Origin of the sequence: Pseudomonas sp. ATCC 13867, assembly GCF_000349845.1 — a bacterium.
Classification (GTDB): domain Bacteria; phylum Pseudomonadota; class Gammaproteobacteria; order Pseudomonadales; family Pseudomonadaceae; genus Pseudomonas.
This window is the reverse complement of the sequence record NC_020829.1, coordinates 4,971,899-4,987,197: the sequence shown is the minus strand read 5'-3', so window position 1 is coordinate 4,987,197 and position 15,299 is coordinate 4,971,899. Positions and strand designations below refer to the sequence as shown.

The window sequence follows — 15,299 nt, the reverse complement described above, 5'->3', positions numbered from 1 at the left end:
CGCTCCTACGAAGAACAAAAAGCTATTCCAACCTTCGAGCCTTGTACTCATCGTGACCACTACTGCCATCGACTATTCACCGACTTCCGCCGTGGGCAGCGCCCAGCGCGTGCTCGGCCTGCGCGACGTGTTTTCCCTGTGGTTCTCCCTCGGCATCGGCCTGATGGTGTTGCAGACCGGCGCGCTGCTGGCGCCGGGCCTGGGCCTGGCCGGCGCGCTGGGCGCGATCCTGCTCGGCACCCTGGTCGGCGTCCTGCTTCTGGCCGGCGCCGGAGTGATCGGCACCGATACCGGACTGTCCGCGATGGCCTCGCTCAAGCTCAGCCTGGGTAGCCACGGCGCGGCGTTGCCGGCCTTGCTCAACCTGCTGCAACTGGTGGGCTGGGGCGCCTTCGAGATCATCGTCATGCGTGACGCCGCCAGCCTGCTGGCGACCCGCGCCTTCGGCGAAGGCAGCGCCGGGACCCAGCCGGCGCTCTGGACCCTGGTGTTCGGCGCGCTGGCGACCCTGCTGGCGGTCAGCGGGCCGCTCGCCTTCGTGCGCCGCGTGCTGCGCCGCTGGGGCATCTGGCTGCTGATCGCCGCCTGTATCTGGCTGACCATCGACCTGTTCCAGCGCGCCGACCTGGCCTCGCTCTGGGCCAAGGCCGGCGACGGCTCGCTGTCCTTCGCCGTGGGCTTCGATATTGCCATCGCCATGCCGCTGTCCTGGCTGCCGCTGATCGCCGACTACTCGCGCTTCGGCAAGCGCGCCGAACACACCTTCGGCGGCGCCGCGCTGGGCTTCTTCATCGGCTGCTTCTGGCTGATGGGCCTGGGCGTGGCCTACACCCTGGCGTTCGCCGAGGGCAGCGACGCCAATGCGCTGCTGCTGGCGCTGGCCGGCGCCGGCATGGGTATCCCGCTGCTGCTGATCCTGCTGGACGAGTCGGAGAAGGCCTTCGCCGACATCCACTCGGCGGCGGTGTCCAGCGGCATCCTGCTGCCGCTCAAGGTCGAGCACCTGGCCCTGGCCATCGGCGTGATCTGCACCCTGATCGCCTGGTTCGCGCCGCTGGCGCAGTACCAGAACTTCCTGCTGCTGATCGGCTCGGTGTTCGCCCCGCTGTTCGGCGTGGTGCTGGTGGATCACTTCGTCCTCCGCCGCCGCGCGCCGGCCGCGATTCCCCACGGGCTGCGCTGGGGCTCGCTGCTGGCCTGGGGCGGCGGCGTGGCGGTCTATCACCTGCTGGCGAACTACCAGCCGGACCTGGGCGCGACCCTGCCGGCGCTGGTGGTGGCGGGTGTGCTGCAGTTGCTGCTGGGGCGGATCGGCGCCAAGGTGCTGGCTTCGGCGTAAGGCTGTTCGCGAGCAAGCTCGCTCCTACAAGGGCGGGCTCGGCACAGAGGCTAACCTGTAGGAGCGAGCTTGCTCGCGAAGCGACTCTTTACTGAGCCCCGCGCCCCGGGAAGTAATACGGCTTGACGATGCCGTTCAGGCGGGGATAGGGAAGCTTCAGCTCCGGATGCCCGACCGAGTGCGGCGCGATGCGGTCGATGTCGTACTTGAGCGTCAAGGCGCCGAAGGTCAGGGCGAAGTGCGGGGTGGTCTGGAACGGCCAGTCCCTGGAGAAATTCGGATCCTGTTCATCCAGCTTGTTCTGCAGGACCCACGCCTGGTGCGCCAGTCGGGCGGTCTTCCAGAATGCCTCCTCCTGGCCGGGCAGAAGAATGTCCTGCAACGTCAGCACCTTGTGCAGACGCCGGTCATAATTGATGAAAGCGCGACCCGGCTGGCCGTACTCGCCGCCGGTGAAGCGATAGCTGGACAGCTCGATGATCACCAGACCGTCATGCTGTTCGCGGATCTTGGCTTGCAGGTAGCTGCTCCAGCCAGGCTGGGCGCTGTCCAGGAAGCGCTTCTCGTAGACCTCCAGGCTGGCCGGCACGGCGCCCTCAGGGCTGCGCGCGAGCGCCAGCAACTGGCTATCGATCGCGGCGTTGAGCGCCGGCTCGTCGTCGAAGCTGAGGGTATCGAGGTTGAACAGCGGGCACTGCTCGCCCTGGCAGCCGGCCTGGAGGTGCTCGAAGGCGGTGTGACGGGCGGGCAGCGGCTCGTCGAGGCCGGGCTTGAACAGGCTCTGACAAGCCCCCAGTAACAGACAGAGGCTGCCGAGGGCAGCGAGTTTCAGAAGACGCATGGGATTCCTTGTCGTCGCGGACTTGGGCGGGTTGGACCGTCATCGCAGCCGCCGGTTCGGCGGGCAGTATGAACCAGTCGGCCGTCTGGCGGCAGAGTTCGGGCGCACGCCCGGTCAGCCCGCCGGGCGGTCCGAGAAAGAGGCTGCGCCGCCTCAAGCGGCGCGATAGGATGGCGCGAAGTTCAATCGATCAGTGAGTGGAACGGGATGTCGGACACGTTCAAACCAGGCCCCCAGGATGTCGAGATCCAGAAGCGCGAGCAGTGCTTCAAGGGCTTCTACAAGCTCGACCGGCTGCACCTGCGGCATCGCCAGTTCGCCGGTGGCATGGGGCCGGTGCTGACCCGCGAGTTGTTCGTGCGTCACGACGCCGTCTGCGTGCTGCCCTACGACCCGCAGCGCGATGAAGTGGTGCTGATCGAGCAGTTCCGCGTCGGCGCGATGGACGCCGGGGTCAATCCCTGGCTGCTGGAACTGGTTGCCGGCCTGATCGACAAGGACGAGGAGCCCGAGGAGGTCGCCCGCCGCGAAGCGGTGGAAGAGGCCGACCTGGTCCTCGGCGCGCTCTGGCCGATCAGCCAGTACCTGCCGTCGCCCGGCGGCAGCAACGAACTGGTGCACCTGTTCGTCGGCCGCTGCGACAGCAGCACGGCGGCGGGCATTCACGGCCTGGCGGAAGAGGGTGAGGATATCCGTGTGCACGTGCTGGCCTTCGAGGAGGCGCTGCAGGCCGTGCGTGACGGACGCATCAACAACGCGGCGAGCATGCTCGCCCTGCAATGGCTGGCGCTGAACCGCGCCGAGGTGCGGGGGTTATGGGTGTGAATCTGTTGCGCGAGCGCTATCGCGTCGACCTGGCGGGATTGCAGGCGACCTGCGAGGCGAATTACTTGCGCCTGATGCGCCTGTTGCCTGAGATGCGCGAGACCCGGGTCTCGCGCCGCGTGGCGCTCAGCGAAGGCGAGCGCCTGCTCGGCGTGCTGGCGCTGGACGTGGTGGAAGCCTGCCCCTATACCACCGTGCTGCAGGTGCGCCAGGAGCTGGGCCTGCCCTGGCTGCCGGCGCCCAGGCTGGAAGTGCGGGTGTACCACGACGCGCGCATGGCCGAAGTGGTCGGCGCCGAGCAAGCGCGCCGCCTGCTGGCGATTTACCCTTATCCGAACCAGGCGATGCACCAGCCGGACGAGAAGAACCAGTTGAACCTGTTCCTCGGCGAGTGGCTGAGCCATTGCCTGTCCTGCGGCCACGAGCTGGAGCCGGTGCTGCAGCGCTGATATCGTAGTGATGGCCTCGTGCCATGTATACTGCCCACTCGTCGTCCGCCGCGTATCCCTGAATGTGATCTGTGACGCTTTCCCGGTTTGCTCGGGAGCGTGGCTGTCACCATACTCATCACTCATTCGTGGACGCCCGCCTCACAGGAGAAGGCGCATTGCCTCCAGTGCCTGCATACCCCTCCGATAGCGCATCGGTCCTGTTGGTCCAGCTGTCCGACAGCCATCTGTTCGCCGAGTCCGATGGCCGTTTGCTGGGCATGGATACGGCCGACAGCCTGAATCAGGTGGTCCGCCTCGTACGTGACGAGCAGCCGGCCATCGACCTGGTGCTGGCCACCGGCGACCTGTCGCAGGATGGCAGCCTGGAGTCCTACCAGCGCTTCCGTGAGCTCACCGCGCCCATCGCTGCGCCGATCCGCTGGTTCCCCGGCAACCACGACGAACTCGACCTGATGCGCGAAGCGACGGCGGGCACCGACCTGCTGGAGCCGGTGATCGACCTGGGCGCCTGGCGTGTCATCCTGCTCGACTCCACCATTCCGGGCGCCGTGCCGGGGCAGATGAACGATGCGCAGCTCGACCTGCTCGAACGGGCCATCCAGGCCGCGCCGGACAAGCACCTGCTGATCAGTTTCCACCACCATCCGGTGCCCATCGGCAGCCAGTGGATGGACCGTATCGGGATCCACAATCCGCAGCGACTGTTCGCCGTGCTCGACCGCTACCCGAACGTTCGCTGCCTGCTCTGGGGCCATGTGCACCAGGAGATCGACCGCCTGCGCGGCGATGTGCGCCTGCTGGCTTCGCCGTCCACCTGCGTGCAGTTCACGCCGGGCAGCGAGGATTTCTGCGTCGACAGCCCCGCACCGGGTTACCGCTGGTTGCGCCTGCATCCCGATGGCTTGCTGGAAACCGGCGTCTCGCGGGTGACCGGCATCGACTTCGAGGTCGATTACAGCGTCAAGGGTTATTGAGGCCGGGCCTCGTACGAGTCGCCATCCTCGGCTCGATGCACTTGCGGCATGCCGCTTGCAGCTTGTAGCCTCCCGGCCCATGACTGCATTCCTCTACATCCACGGTTTCAACAGCTCGCCCGCTTCGCAGAAGGCGCGCCAGTTCGTGGCCGCCCTGCAGCGCCTGGGGCTGGACGCAGAGGTGCGCGTTCCGGCGCTGCACCATCATCCGCGTCAGGCTGTGGCGCAGTTGGAGTCGGTGCTGGCGGAGCTCGGCCAGCCGCTGCTGATCGGCAGCTCCCTGGGCGGCTACTACGCGACCTGCCTGGCCGAGCGTCATGGCCTGAAGGCGGTCCTGGTCAACCCGGCGGTGGCGCCGCACCGGCTGTTCGACGGCCAGCTCGGGCCGCAGACCAACTATTACAGCGGCGAGGCCTGGGAACTGACGCGCGATCACATCCAGGCCCTGGCTGAGCTGGAAGTTCCGGCGCCGACCGATGGCTCGCGCTACCAGGTGTGGCTGCAGACCGCCGACGAAACCCTCGATTACCGCGCTGCCGAGCGCTATTACCGTGCCTGTGCCCTGCGCGTCGAGGCGGGTGGCGATCACAGTTTCCAGCGCTTCGTCAGCCACCTGCCGGCGCTGCTGGCCTTCGCCGGTATACCCTCCGGCCTGTGGCGCGACGTAGACTTCTCGACCTTTGAACGAATTTCCTCTGACTAAGTAGGGACCTATGGCCCAGCAGAACGCCTATACCGCAGAAGCCATCGAAGTCCTGTCCGGCCTCGATCCGGTGCGCAAGCGCCCGGGCATGTACACCGACACCACCCGTCCCAACCACCTGGCCCAGGAAGTCATCGACAACAGCGTCGACGAAGCCCTCGCCGGCCACGCCAAGAGCGTGCAGGTGATCCTCCACGCGGACAACTCGCTGGAAGTGATCGACGACGGTCGCGGCATGCCGGTGGATATCCACCCCGAAGAGGGCGTGCCGGGTGTCGAACTGATCCTCACCAAGCTGCACGCCGGCGGCAAGTTCTCCAACAAGAACTACCAGTTCTCCGGCGGCCTGCACGGCGTGGGCATCTCGGTGGTGAACGCGCTGTCGACCCTGGTGGAAGTGCGGGTCAAGCGCGATGGCAACGAATACCGCATGACCTTCGCCGACGGCTTCAAGTCCAGCGACCTGGAAGTGGTCGGCAGCGTCGGCAAGCGCAACACCGGCACCAGCGTGCACTTCTGGCCGGACGCCAAGTACTTCGATTCGCACAAGTTCTCCGTCAGCCGCCTCAAGCACGTGCTCAAGGCCAAGGCCGTGCTCTGCCCGGGGCTGGAAGTCAGCTTCGAGGACAAGAACACCGGCGAGCGCGTCGAGTGGCACTACGAGGACGGCCTGCGTTCCTACCTGGTCGATTCCGTCGCCGAGCACCTGCGCCTGCCCGACGAGCCGTTCTGCGGCGTGCTGGCCGGCAACAAGGAAGCGGTGGACTGGGCCCTGCTGTGGCTGCCCGAGGGCGGCGAGTCGCTGCAGGAAAGCTACGTCAACCTGATTCCCACCGCCCAGGGCGGCACCCACGTCAACGGCCTGCGCCAGGGCCTGCTGGATGCGATGCGCGAGTTCTGCGAATTCCGCAACCTGCTGCCGCGCGGCGTGAAGCTGGCCCCGGAAGACGTCTGGGAGCGCATCGCCTTCGTCCTCTCGATGAAGATGCAGGAGCCGCAGTTCTCCGGCCAGACCAAGGAGCGCCTGTCCTCCCGCGAGGCCGCCGCGTTCGTCTCCGGCGTGGTCAAGGATGCCTTCAGCCTGTGGCTCAACGCCCACCCCGAACTGGGTCTGCAACTGGCCGAGCTGGCCATCAGCAACGCCGGCCGCCGCCTCAAGGCGGGCAAGAAGGTCGAGCGCAAGAAGATCACCCAGGGCCCGGCGCTGCCCGGCAAGCTGGCCGACTGCGCGGGGCAGGACCCGATGCGCGCCGAGCTGTTCCTGGTGGAGGGCGACTCCGCCGGTGGCTCGGCCAAGCAGGCGCGCGACAAGGAATTCCAGGCGATCATGCCGCTGCGCGGGAAGATCCTGAACACCTGGGAAGTGGACGGCGGCGAAGTGCTCGCCAGTCAGGAAGTGCACGACATCGCCGTGGCCATCGGTGTCGATCCGGGCGCGGCCGACCTGACCCAGCTGCGCTACGGCAAGATTTGCATCCTCGCCGACGCCGACTCCGACGGCCTGCACATCGCCACCCTGCTGTGCGCGCTGTTCGTTCGTCACTTCCGCCCGCTGGTGGAAGCCGGCCACGTCTACGTCGCCATGCCGCCGCTGTTCCGTATCGATCTGGGCAAGGAAGTCTTCTACGCCCTCGACGAGGCCGAGCGCGACGGCATCCTCGACCGCCTGGCCGCCGAAAAGCGCCGTGGCAAGCCGCAGGTCACCCGATTCAAGGGCTTGGGCGAGATGAACCCGCCGCAGCTGCGCGAAACCACCATGGATCCGAACACCCGCCGCCTGGTGCAACTGACCCTGGAAGACGCCGAAAGCACCGTGGAGATCATGGACATGCTGCTGGCCAAGAAACGCGCCGGCGACCGCAAGTCCTGGCTGGAAACCAAGGGCAACCTGGCGGACTTCGCCTGATGCGCTGGCTGCTGGCCGCCCTCGGCCTGTGCGCCGGCGTTGCCCTGGCCGATACCGTGCCCGTGGCGGTGCCGAACACGCTGCAGTTCGTCTCCGAGCACCCGGTGGACGGGATGCCCAGCGGCAATCTGTCGGGGCTGGCGAGTTGCGGCGGTGAGCTGTGGGCGGTGTCCGACCGTGACGACGACCGCATCTACCGTCTGCTGCCCGACGAGCAACCCGGCAAGACCTGGCAGGCCAGCGCCGAGCCGTTCGTGCCGCCCGGCGTGCCGGAGAGCGGGCTGTCCTGGGGCATGCGCGCGCGGGTCAGCGTGGGCAGCCTGATGCGCGGCGGTGCGATGGACTTCGAAGCCATCGGTTGCGATCAGTCGGGCAACCGTTACCTGGTCAGCGAAGGCTACGCGGCTGTCCTGCTGCTGCCGGTCGCCGGCGAGGCGTCCTGGCTGCCGTTGCCGCAGAGCCTGCTGCGCCAGGCGCGGGCCAGCGGCCTGCTGATGAGCTTCAACGCACTGTACGAAGGCCTGGCGATCAGCCCGGACGGCAAGCACCTGTGGTTGGCGGCGGAGCGTCAGCGCCGCGGCTTGCTGCGGGTGCGCAACGACAACGGCACCTGGAAGTGCGACGGCAATTGCGTGCTGCTCAGCGAGGGCGGCGTGATACAGCCGCCGCCGGAGCTGGGTAGCGACCGCCCGCTGCCCATCGATTTCTCCGACCTGGCACTGTACAAGGACAAGCTGTTCACCCTCGAGCGCCTGGCCCATCAGATCTGCCGGCGCAACGCCGATACCGGTGCGCAGGAGCAGTGCTGGTCGTTCGCCGCCGGTGCGCTGGCGCCGGAGCGGCGCTATGACCTGCCGTACGGCGTGGCCGAGGCGCTGCTGATCGACGACAAGGGCGCCTGGATCGGCCTGGACAACGGCGAGCACGCTCGCGCCGACGGTGATTCGCGGCCCTATGTACTGCGCTTCGCCGCGCCGACCGGCGGCTGGCTCGGTGGCAAATGAGCGACGCGGTGCCGGGGCGGCGGATCGGCAAGATCATGATGTTCCTCGCCTGGGGCGCGGGCATCCTGCTCGCCACCCGCTATTTCGGCGCCTGGGAAGATCGCCAGCACAACCCGAACCCGCAACCGCGGTCGGTCAAGGGCAACGGCTACGTGGAGGTGCGCCTGCTCGGCAATCGCGCCGGCCACTATGTGGTGGACGGGAGGATCAACGGTACGCCGGTGACCTTCATGCTCGACACCGGCGCCACCCAGGTCGCCATCCCGCAACCGCTGGCCCGACGCCTGGGGCTGCCGTTGGGGGCGCCGATCGCCCTGAATACCGCCAACGGTCGCAGCGAGGGCTGGCGTACGCGCCTGTCTTCGCTGCAGCTTGGCGACATCCGCTTGAACGACGTGTCCGCGCTGATCGCGCCGGGCATGGAAGGCGACGGGGTGCTGCTCGGCATGAGCGCCCTCAAGCAACTCGATTTCACCCAGCAGGACGGCACCCTGGTGCTGCGCCAGCGATCTACACCGTGAGGCACGCATGAGCGAAACCCTCGATCTGAGTCTGGAGGGCGTGGAGCGCCGGTCACTGGCCGACTTCACCGAACAGGCTTACCTGAACTATTCCATGTACGTGATCATGGACCGCGCCCTGCCGCACATCGGCGACGGCCTGAAGCCCGTGCAGCGGCGCATCGTCTACGCCATGAGCGAACTGGGCCTGGACGCGGACGCCAAGCACAAGAAGTCGGCGCGGACCGTCGGCGACGTGCTGGGCAAGTACCATCCGCATGGCGATTCGGCCTGCTACGAAGCGATGGTGCTGATGGCCCAGCCGTTCTCCTACCGCTACCCGCTGGTGGATGGCCAGGGCAACTGGGGTGCGCCGGACGATCCCAAGTCCTTCGCCGCCATGCGTTACACCGAGGCCCGGCTGTCGCGCTACGCCGAGACCCTGCTGTCCGAACTGGGCCAGGGCACCGCGGACTGGGTGCCGAACTTCGACGGTACGATGAACGAACCGGCGGTGCTGCCGGCGCGGCTGCCGAACCTGCTGCTCAACGGCACCACCGGTATCGCCGTGGGCATGGCCACCGACATTCCGCCGCACAACCTGCGCGAAGTGGCCGCTGCCTGCATCCGCCTGCTGGATGAGCCGCAAGCGACCATCGTCGACCTGATGGAACATGTACAGGGCCCGGACTTCCCCACCGAAGCGGAAATCATCACCCCGCGCGCCGACCTGCAGAAGATCTACGAAACCGGCCGTGGCTCGGTGCGCATGCGCGCCGTATACCGCGTCGAGGACGGCGATATCGTGGTCACCGCGCTGCCGCACCAGGTCTCCGGGGCCAAGGTGCTGGAGCAGATCGCAGGGCAGATGCAGGCCAAGAAGCTGCCGATGGTGGCCGACCTGCGCGACGAGTCGGACCACGAGAACCCGACCCGCATCGTCATCATTCCGCGCTCCAACCGCGTGGACGCCGAAGAGCTGATGACCCACCTGTTCGCCACCACCGACCTGGAAAGCTCGTACCGGGTGAACATGAACGTCATCGGCCTGGACGGCAAACCCCAGGTCAAGGACCTGCGCCAGGTGCTGAGCGAGTGGCTGACCTACCGCACCGACACCGTGCGCCGCCGCCTGCAGTTCCGCCTGGACAAGGTCGAGAAGCGCCTGCACCTGTTGGAAGGCTTGCTGGTCGCCTTCCTCAACCTCGACGAAGTCATCCACATCATCCGTACCGAGGACCAGCCCAAGCCGGTCCTGATGCAGCGCTTCGAGCTCTCCGAACTGCAGGCCGACTACATCCTCGACACTCGCCTGCGTCAGCTGGCGCGCCTGGAAGAGATGAAGATCCGCGGCGAGCAGGACGAACTGGCCAAGGAGCGCGCCAAGCTGCTGGCGATCCTGGGTTCCAATGCCAAGCTGCGCAAACTGGTGCGCGACGAGCTGATCGCCGACGCCGAAACCTACGGTGACGACCGCCGTTCGCCCATCGTCGCCCGCGCCGAAGCCCGCGCCCTGTCGGAAACCGAGCTGATGCCCACCGAGCCGGTGACCGTGGTGCTGTCCGAGAAGGGCTGGGTGCGCTGCGCCAAGGGCCACGACATCGATGCCACCGGCCTGTCGTACAAGGCCGGCGACGGCTTCAAGGCGGCCGCGCCGGGCCGTTCCAACCAGTACGCGGTGTTCATCGACTCCACGGGCCGCAGCTACTCGCTGGCCGCCCACAGCCTGCCGTCGGCCCGTGGCCAGGGCGAGCCGTTGACGGGCCGTCTGACGCCGCCGCCGGGCGCTACCTTCGACCGCGTGCTGTTGCCCGAAGACAGTGCGCTGTACGTGCTGGCCTCCGACGCCGGCTACGGCTTCGTTGCCAAGGGCGAGGACATGCAGGCCAAGAACAAGGCCGGCAAGGCGCTGCTCAGCCTGCCCAACGGCGCGCAGGTCATGGCGCCCAGGCCGGTGAATGATCTGGAACAGGACTGGATCGCCGCCGTCACCACCGAAGGCAGGCTGTTGCTGTTCAAGGTGTCCGACCTGCCGCAACTGGCCAAGGGCAAGGGCAACAAGATCATCAGCGTGCCGGGCGACCGCGTGGCCAGTCGGGAAGAGTACCTGACGGACCTTGCCGTTCTTCCGACGGGCGCGACCCTGGTGCTGCAGGCGGGCAAGCGGACGCTCTCCCTCAAGGGTGACGACCTGGAGCACTACAAGGGCGAAAGGGGCCGTCGAGGCAATAAATTGCCACGCGGTTTCCAGCGAGTGGACAGTCTGCTGGTAGAATCGCTGTCTCAGGATTGAAACGCGGCTCGATACATTCTGCCTCTGGAGCTATGGCGTCGGTTGAGGGATGATAGATCCTTTTGGCAGCCGGCGCCGTGGCGCGTTGCCTGAAGTTACTTGAAATGTTGAAAGTAGCGCCGATATTCGGCGAATGACGGTGATTCACGATGAGCGCTCTGCGCGTCCTGGCATGTCTTTCTCTCGTCAGCCTCCTCGGGTTGGCGGGCTGCACAGTGAATCGACCGACCCAGCTGTATCAACTGGATGCAGGTGCCGCGTCGGTTCCGACCCGCGACAATGGTGTCGCTGTGCTCCTTGGCCCGGTTTCCCTGGCCGATTATCTGAAACGCGAGACGATGGTTCAGCGTCAGGCTGACGGTATTCTCAACCTGTCCACCGACGCCCGTTGGGCGGGCAGTCTGGAAACCAATGTCAGCCAGCAACTGCTGCGCCTGTTGTCGAGCCAGCTCGACAGTACGCGTCTGGCCCTGTTCCCGGAGAAACCTGGCTTCACGCCGCAGGTGCAGGTCATGCTGACCATCAGCCGCCTGGATTCCGGCCCAAAGGAGCCGGCGGTGCTGGAGGCGCGCTGGCGCCTGCTCGACCAGAAGGGCGCGCTACGCGATAGCCGGGTGTTCCGCGAAGAAGAGGAGCATTCGGGCAGCATCCAGGACCAGGTCCGGGCCCAGGGTGATCTGCTGCGCAAGTTGTCGGTCCAACTGGCCAAGGACGTTCGCCCGGTTGCCGCCGCGCTGTCCGAGCAGCCGGCCACGCCGACACGCAAGCCGTCGGTCGCCAACAGCGAGCAGTCCAAGCCCAAGGACGAGGGGCCGAAAATCCCGCTGGTGGTGCCGATCCGCACCGATGTCGAGGTTTACCGCTTCTGACTCCGGCGCCCCGGAAACCTGGTTTCCGGGCGTGTTTCATGCGGCCTGCCGGGCTCCCGGCAGGCCTCGCCCAGCTTGACATCTTCTTGACGCCCTGCGTGATATCAAGGGCGCCGTTTGCAGGTCATGACCGCACGGAGCTCCTTCCGTAGCGCGCCTGCGAGGGGCCTGGCGTGTCGTCGTCACTTCCGCTTTCTCTTTCCGGTCAGGCGGGTGCTGCCTTGACCCGGCAGGCGCTGTGCGTCGCCCTGGCGGCGCTCGTGCTGTTTCTGCTGGGTGCGCAGGGCGCGTCGGTGGTGGGGTTCGACTCGCGTTTCGTGCTGTTCGCCAAGGAAATGCTGCGACATGGGCCGGGTTTCTTCCCGACCACCTATGGCGAGCCTTATCCGGACTATCCGGGGGCCTCGACCTTCCTGATCTACCTGGCATCGTTGCCGCTGGGCCGCGTCAATCTCTTCAGCGCCTGGCTGCCGACGGCCCTGGCCTCCGCCGCCAGCGTCGGGCTGACCTATCGCCTGGTCGCGCCGCTCTCTCGGCAGTGGGCCCTGCTCAGCGTGGCGATGCTGTTGCTCACGGCGACTTTCCTCAGCGAAACCCGGGCGGTGTCGGTCGATCTGCAGGTCGCGGCACTGGGGATGCTGGCGTTCTTCTTCGCGATGCGCGCCGAACGTTACCCCCCTCGTGGATTGCTGGCGCGTCTGCTGCCGTTGCTGCTCGCCGGTTTCGTACTGCGCGGTCCGCTGGGGCTGGTGGTGCCGGCCGGTATGGCCTGCAGCCCGTTGTTGCTGGATCGCCGCTGGCGTTGTCTGCTGGTTTTTTCCCTGGGGGCGCTGCTGCTCCTGGCGGGCTGCGGCGTCCTGTTGCTGGCGCTGGCGCGATTGACCGGAGGCGAGCCTTTTGCCTGGGAGGTACTGCGGATGCAGGTCACGGGCCGGCTGGATGGCAGTGCCGGTGCCAGCGATGCGCTGTATTACTTCCGCGGTTCGCTGGGCAACTATGCCCTGGCGTTTCCGCTGGCGGTGCCGGCCGTCGCGCTGCTGTGGCGACGCAAGAGCGATCCGGCGTCGCGGCTGGTCGTCGCCTGCGTCCTGGCGGCACTGGTGGTGATGGTTGGCCTGTCGGTGCCGCAGGCGAAGAAGGCTCGCTACATCCTGGCGATGGCGCCGCTGGCGGCGATCGTCGCGACTTATCCGTTCTACGTTGGCGACCGGCGTTTGGCCGTGTTTCTGCGCCGTCTGATCCAGGCGCTCTGGCTGGTGCTTCCGCTGCTCGTTCTGCTGGGGGTATGGCTGGGCTGGCGGCGCTATCCGCAGGTATTGCAGGCACTCGGCTGGCGCGTCTGGCTGTGCGTTGGCGGTCTGGTCGTTCTGCAGTTGTTCTCGCTGTCCCGGCTGTTCCAGCGCGATCGGCGCGCGGAACTGATCGCGCTCGGCGCGGTGCTGGCGTTGTGGGGTGGCTACCTGCTGGTGGTCGAGCCGGCGGAGCGGCGCTTGTACGACAGCCGTGAGTTCTCCCTGGCGGTGGATGCCGCGGTGGCCGGGGCCCCGGCGCCGCTGGTGCTCTATGGCATGGGACGCGACGCACGGGCGATCAAGTTCATGGTCAATCTCGATCGCGACATGCAGCCGCTGTTCGCGGGCAGTCCCGAGCAGCTCGCCGCGTCGGCGGGGCCGTACTACCTGATGCTGGACGAGCAGCGCGCCGCCCAACTGAGGGCTGCCTATCCGGCCCTGGAGGCGCCATTGCTCTGCGGCCGCTTCGACAATGACCGCTATTGCCTGCTGCGTGTGAGCAACCCCAGCATGTTCGGTTCCGTACGATGAGGTTTCTGTTGTCCGTCCTGGGGCTTGGTCTGCTGCTGTGCGGCTGCCAGGGGGCTGACCGCCATGAGCAGATCGCTCACGATCAGGCGTTGTTTCGCCAGCACCCGATGCCGCCGTTGCGGGTGACCGCAGTGCCGGGGAGCTTCGTCCTGCCGCTGCTGCCGGATACGCAGTTCTACGCCGAGAACAATCACCGCGAGTTGCGTCTGTTCCGTAGCGATGAGCGTTACGCGGGGTTGCCCTACGAGCCGGCGCTGGCCTTCTTCGCCCAGACGTCGTGGCTGACGAAGAATGCCGAGGCCCTGCAGGTGCCGATGGTGGTGCATCTGGGCGATGTGGTGCAGAACGCCGGCACCCTGAGCCAGTGGCAGGTCGCCAGCGGCGCGATGCGGGTGCTGGAGGAGGGTGGCGTGCCTTACAGCATCATGAGCGGCGACCGGGACATTCATGGCGCCACCACGCCCGATGACCAGCGTTCGTTCCGCGACCGTTTCAAGGACCATTTCGGCCCGCAACGCGCCGCCTGGCAAAGCACCTACGGCGGCAGCGACCCGCTCGGCCTGAGCCAGTACCACCTGTTCCGCCGGTACGGCCAGTCCTTCCTCCTGTTGGCGCTGGACTGGAGTCCGTCGACGGCCACGCTGGCCTGGGCGCAGCAGGTCATCGACGCGCATCCGCACGTCCCGGTGATCCTCGCGTCGCACAATATTCTGTACCGCAAGGCCGGCGAGCAGCCGCAGCTGTCCCGCGAGGGCAGCGACAGCGGGCCCCTGCTCTGGCAGCAGTTGATCCGCCGTAACGATCAGATATTCCTGACCCTCAGTGCGCACGTCGAAGGCTCGGCCCATGCGCGCATGCTCAACGACCGGGGGCATAGCGTGGACATGGTGATGGTGGACTACCAGGACGAGTACCTGGGCGGCAACGGGTTGCTGCAGTTGCTGGAGCTGGACTTGCGGCGCAATCGTATCGATGCCTTGTCGTTGTCACCCTGGGTACTGTGGAAGCGGCAGTTCTACCCGAAGGCGTTCAAGGGCTGCACCTCGGAGCAGGACCTGCGCGGTTGCGACCAATTGCTGCCGGCACCTTCGGCTGGCTGGGATAACCGCTTCCACATCGCCCTGGATTTCCGTGCGCGCTTCGCCGGCTTCCAGGGCTACACCGCGCAGTTGCCCGAGGGCGCGGCGGAGGGGGCGTCGCTGTTGCAGCAAGTCCGGACGCAGCTCGAGTCAGCCGCGCAGTCGCAGCAGGCGGCGCAGCGCGATGCCGCCAAGGGCAATGGCCACGCAGGGTATCCAGACCCAACGCGCCTCTGACAGCAGTACCTGCGCACCGCGCGGGCTCAGGAAGCGCGACAGGCCAATCGGCGAAACCTCGATGGGGTGCAGCGGCAGGAAGTAGCGCCGGTCGCTCCAGGGCCAGAACCAGGCCACTCCCAACCCGCCGTCGGTCATGGCATCGAGCAGGCTGTGGGAGGCGGTCGCCAGGGCGATCCACAGGCCGGCCTTCAGCGGGCCGCAGCCGAGCCTGCGGCAACAGGCGGCGCCGAGCAGGCCGAGCAGGGCGGCAAACAGCAGTGAGTGACTGAAGCCGCGATGCCCCAGCGCGTCCTGATAGGCGATGCCGAGCTTGAAGGCGATGACGTCGAAGTCGGGCAGGCAGGCGGCGAACAGGCCGGCCAGCAGCAGGCGTGGCGGGATCACCCGTGAACCGAGCGCCAGTCCCGCGGCCAGCACGGGCAGGGGATGGGTGATCAGGGTGGTCATGGCG

General features: G+C 67.1%; 14 protein-coding genes. 12 read left to right on the top strand and 2 right to left on the bottom strand.

What is annotated here, in order from left to right; genetic code table 11:
* Positions 1 to 52: 52 nt before the first annotated feature.
* Complete coding sequence (cytX, locus tag H681_RS22405) at positions 53 to 1,339, top strand: putative hydroxymethylpyrimidine transporter CytX (RefSeq protein WP_041712218.1); 1,287 nt, start codon at positions 53 to 55, stop codon at positions 1,337 to 1,339.
* 88 nt (positions 1,340 to 1,427) lie between these two features.
* On the opposite strand, the gene H681_RS22400 is transcribed toward cytX, so the two are convergent.
* Complete coding sequence (locus tag H681_RS22400; RefSeq protein WP_015479176.1) at positions 1,428 to 2,180, bottom strand: RsiV family protein; 753 nt, start codon at positions 2,178 to 2,180, stop codon at positions 1,428 to 1,430.
* A gap of 207 nt (positions 2,181 to 2,387) precedes the next feature.
* On the opposite strand from H681_RS22400, the gene H681_RS22395 reads away from it, so the two are divergent.
* The 11 genes from H681_RS22395 to H681_RS22345 all read left to right on the top strand — a co-directional run bounded on the left by H681_RS22395 (position 2,388) and on the right by H681_RS22345 (position 14,845).
* Positions 2,388 to 3,005, top strand: a complete 618-nt coding sequence (locus H681_RS22395) for an NUDIX domain-containing protein (RefSeq protein ID WP_015479175.1) — start codon at positions 2,388 to 2,390, stop codon at positions 3,003 to 3,005.
* Positions 2,996 to 3,454 carry a DUF1249 domain-containing protein gene (locus H681_RS22390; RefSeq protein ID WP_015479174.1) on the top strand — a complete coding sequence of 153 codons (459 nt, stop codon included), beginning with the start codon at positions 2,996 to 2,998 and terminating at the stop codon, positions 3,452 to 3,454. Before H681_RS22395 ends, H681_RS22390 begins: the two co-directional genes overlap by 10 nt.
* Before the next feature lie 158 nt (positions 3,455 to 3,612).
* Entirely contained in the window at positions 3,613 to 4,431 is an 819-nt protein-coding gene (gene cpdA / locus H681_RS22385; protein WP_015479173.1) for a 3',5'-cyclic-AMP phosphodiesterase, read from the top strand.
* 79 nt (positions 4,432 to 4,510) lie between these two features.
* Positions 4,511 to 5,134: a YqiA/YcfP family alpha/beta fold hydrolase gene (locus tag H681_RS22380; protein ID WP_015479172.1), complete on the top strand. Its 624-nt coding sequence runs from the start codon at positions 4,511 to 4,513 to the stop codon at positions 5,132 to 5,134.
* A gap of 10 nt (positions 5,135 to 5,144) precedes the next feature.
* Positions 5,145 to 7,040 carry a DNA topoisomerase IV subunit B gene (gene parE / locus H681_RS22375; RefSeq protein WP_015479171.1) on the top strand — a complete coding sequence of 632 codons (1,896 nt, stop codon included), beginning with the start codon at positions 5,145 to 5,147 and terminating at the stop codon, positions 7,038 to 7,040.
* Positions 7,040 to 8,044, top strand: a complete 1,005-nt coding sequence (locus H681_RS22370; RefSeq protein ID WP_015479170.1) for an esterase-like activity of phytase family protein — start codon at positions 7,040 to 7,042, stop codon at positions 8,042 to 8,044. The genes parE and H681_RS22370 overlap by 1 nt, the downstream gene beginning before the upstream one ends.
* Positions 8,041 to 8,565, top strand: coding sequence for a retropepsin-like aspartic protease family protein (locus H681_RS22365; protein ID WP_015479169.1), 525 nt, complete (start codon positions 8,041 to 8,043; stop codon positions 8,563 to 8,565). Before H681_RS22370 ends, H681_RS22365 begins: the two co-directional genes overlap by 4 nt.
* Before the next feature lie 7 nt (positions 8,566 to 8,572).
* A complete protein-coding gene (gene parC / locus H681_RS22360; RefSeq protein WP_015479168.1) occupies positions 8,573 to 10,837 on the top strand; it encodes a DNA topoisomerase IV subunit A in 2,265 nt (754 codons plus the stop codon).
* Positions 10,838 to 10,986: 149 nt separating this feature from the next.
* A complete protein-coding gene (locus tag H681_RS22355; RefSeq protein WP_041712217.1) occupies positions 10,987 to 11,706 on the top strand; it encodes a PqiC family protein in 720 nt (239 codons plus the stop codon).
* Positions 11,707 to 11,927: 221 nt separating this feature from the next.
* Complete coding sequence (locus H681_RS22350) at positions 11,928 to 13,529, top strand: ArnT family glycosyltransferase (RefSeq protein WP_015479166.1); 1,602 nt, start codon at positions 11,928 to 11,930, stop codon at positions 13,527 to 13,529.
* On the top strand, positions 13,526 to 14,845 hold the full coding sequence (locus H681_RS22345; RefSeq protein WP_041712216.1) for a calcineurin: 1,320 nt from the start codon (positions 13,526 to 13,528) through the stop codon (positions 14,843 to 14,845). Before H681_RS22350 ends, H681_RS22345 begins: the two co-directional genes overlap by 4 nt.
* Here H681_RS22345 and H681_RS22340 read toward each other — a convergent pair.
* A complete protein-coding gene (locus H681_RS22340; RefSeq protein WP_015479164.1) occupies positions 14,759 to 15,295 on the bottom strand; it encodes a metal-dependent hydrolase in 537 nt (178 codons plus the stop codon). The genes H681_RS22345 and H681_RS22340 overlap by 87 nt on opposite strands.
* Positions 15,296 to 15,299: the final 4 nt, after the last annotated feature.

Bases quoted from the DNA above. Each gene is read 5' to 3' on its own strand.
- H681_RS22400 (WP_015479176.1), bottom strand. From the start codon at position 2,180: ATGCGTCTTCTGAAACTCGCTGCCCTCGGCAGCCTCTGTCTGTTACTG.
- H681_RS22395 (WP_015479175.1), top strand. From the start codon at position 2,388: ATGTCGGACACGTTCAAACCAGGCCCCCAGGATGTCGAGATCCAGAAG.
- H681_RS22390 (WP_015479174.1), top strand. From the start codon at position 2,996: ATGGGTGTGAATCTGTTGCGCGAGCGCTATCGCGTCGACCTGGCGGGA.
- H681_RS22380 (WP_015479172.1), top strand. From the start codon at position 4,511: ATGACTGCATTCCTCTACATCCACGGTTTCAACAGCTCGCCCGCTTCG.
- parE (WP_015479171.1), top strand. From the start codon at position 5,145: ATGGCCCAGCAGAACGCCTATACCGCAGAAGCCATCGAAGTCCTGTCC.
- H681_RS22370 (WP_015479170.1), top strand. From the start codon at position 7,040: ATGCGCTGGCTGCTGGCCGCCCTCGGCCTGTGCGCCGGCGTTGCCCTG.
- H681_RS22365 (WP_015479169.1), top strand. From the start codon at position 8,041: ATGAGCGACGCGGTGCCGGGGCGGCGGATCGGCAAGATCATGATGTTC.
- parC (WP_015479168.1), top strand. From the start codon at position 8,573: ATGAGCGAAACCCTCGATCTGAGTCTGGAGGGCGTGGAGCGCCGGTCA.
- H681_RS22355 (WP_041712217.1), top strand. From the start codon at position 10,987: ATGAGCGCTCTGCGCGTCCTGGCATGTCTTTCTCTCGTCAGCCTCCTC.
- H681_RS22345 (WP_041712216.1), top strand. From the start codon at position 13,526: ATGAGGTTTCTGTTGTCCGTCCTGGGGCTTGGTCTGCTGCTGTGCGGC.
- H681_RS22340 (WP_015479164.1), bottom strand. From the start codon at position 15,295: ATGACCACCCTGATCACCCATCCCCTGCCCGTGCTGGCCGCGGGACTG.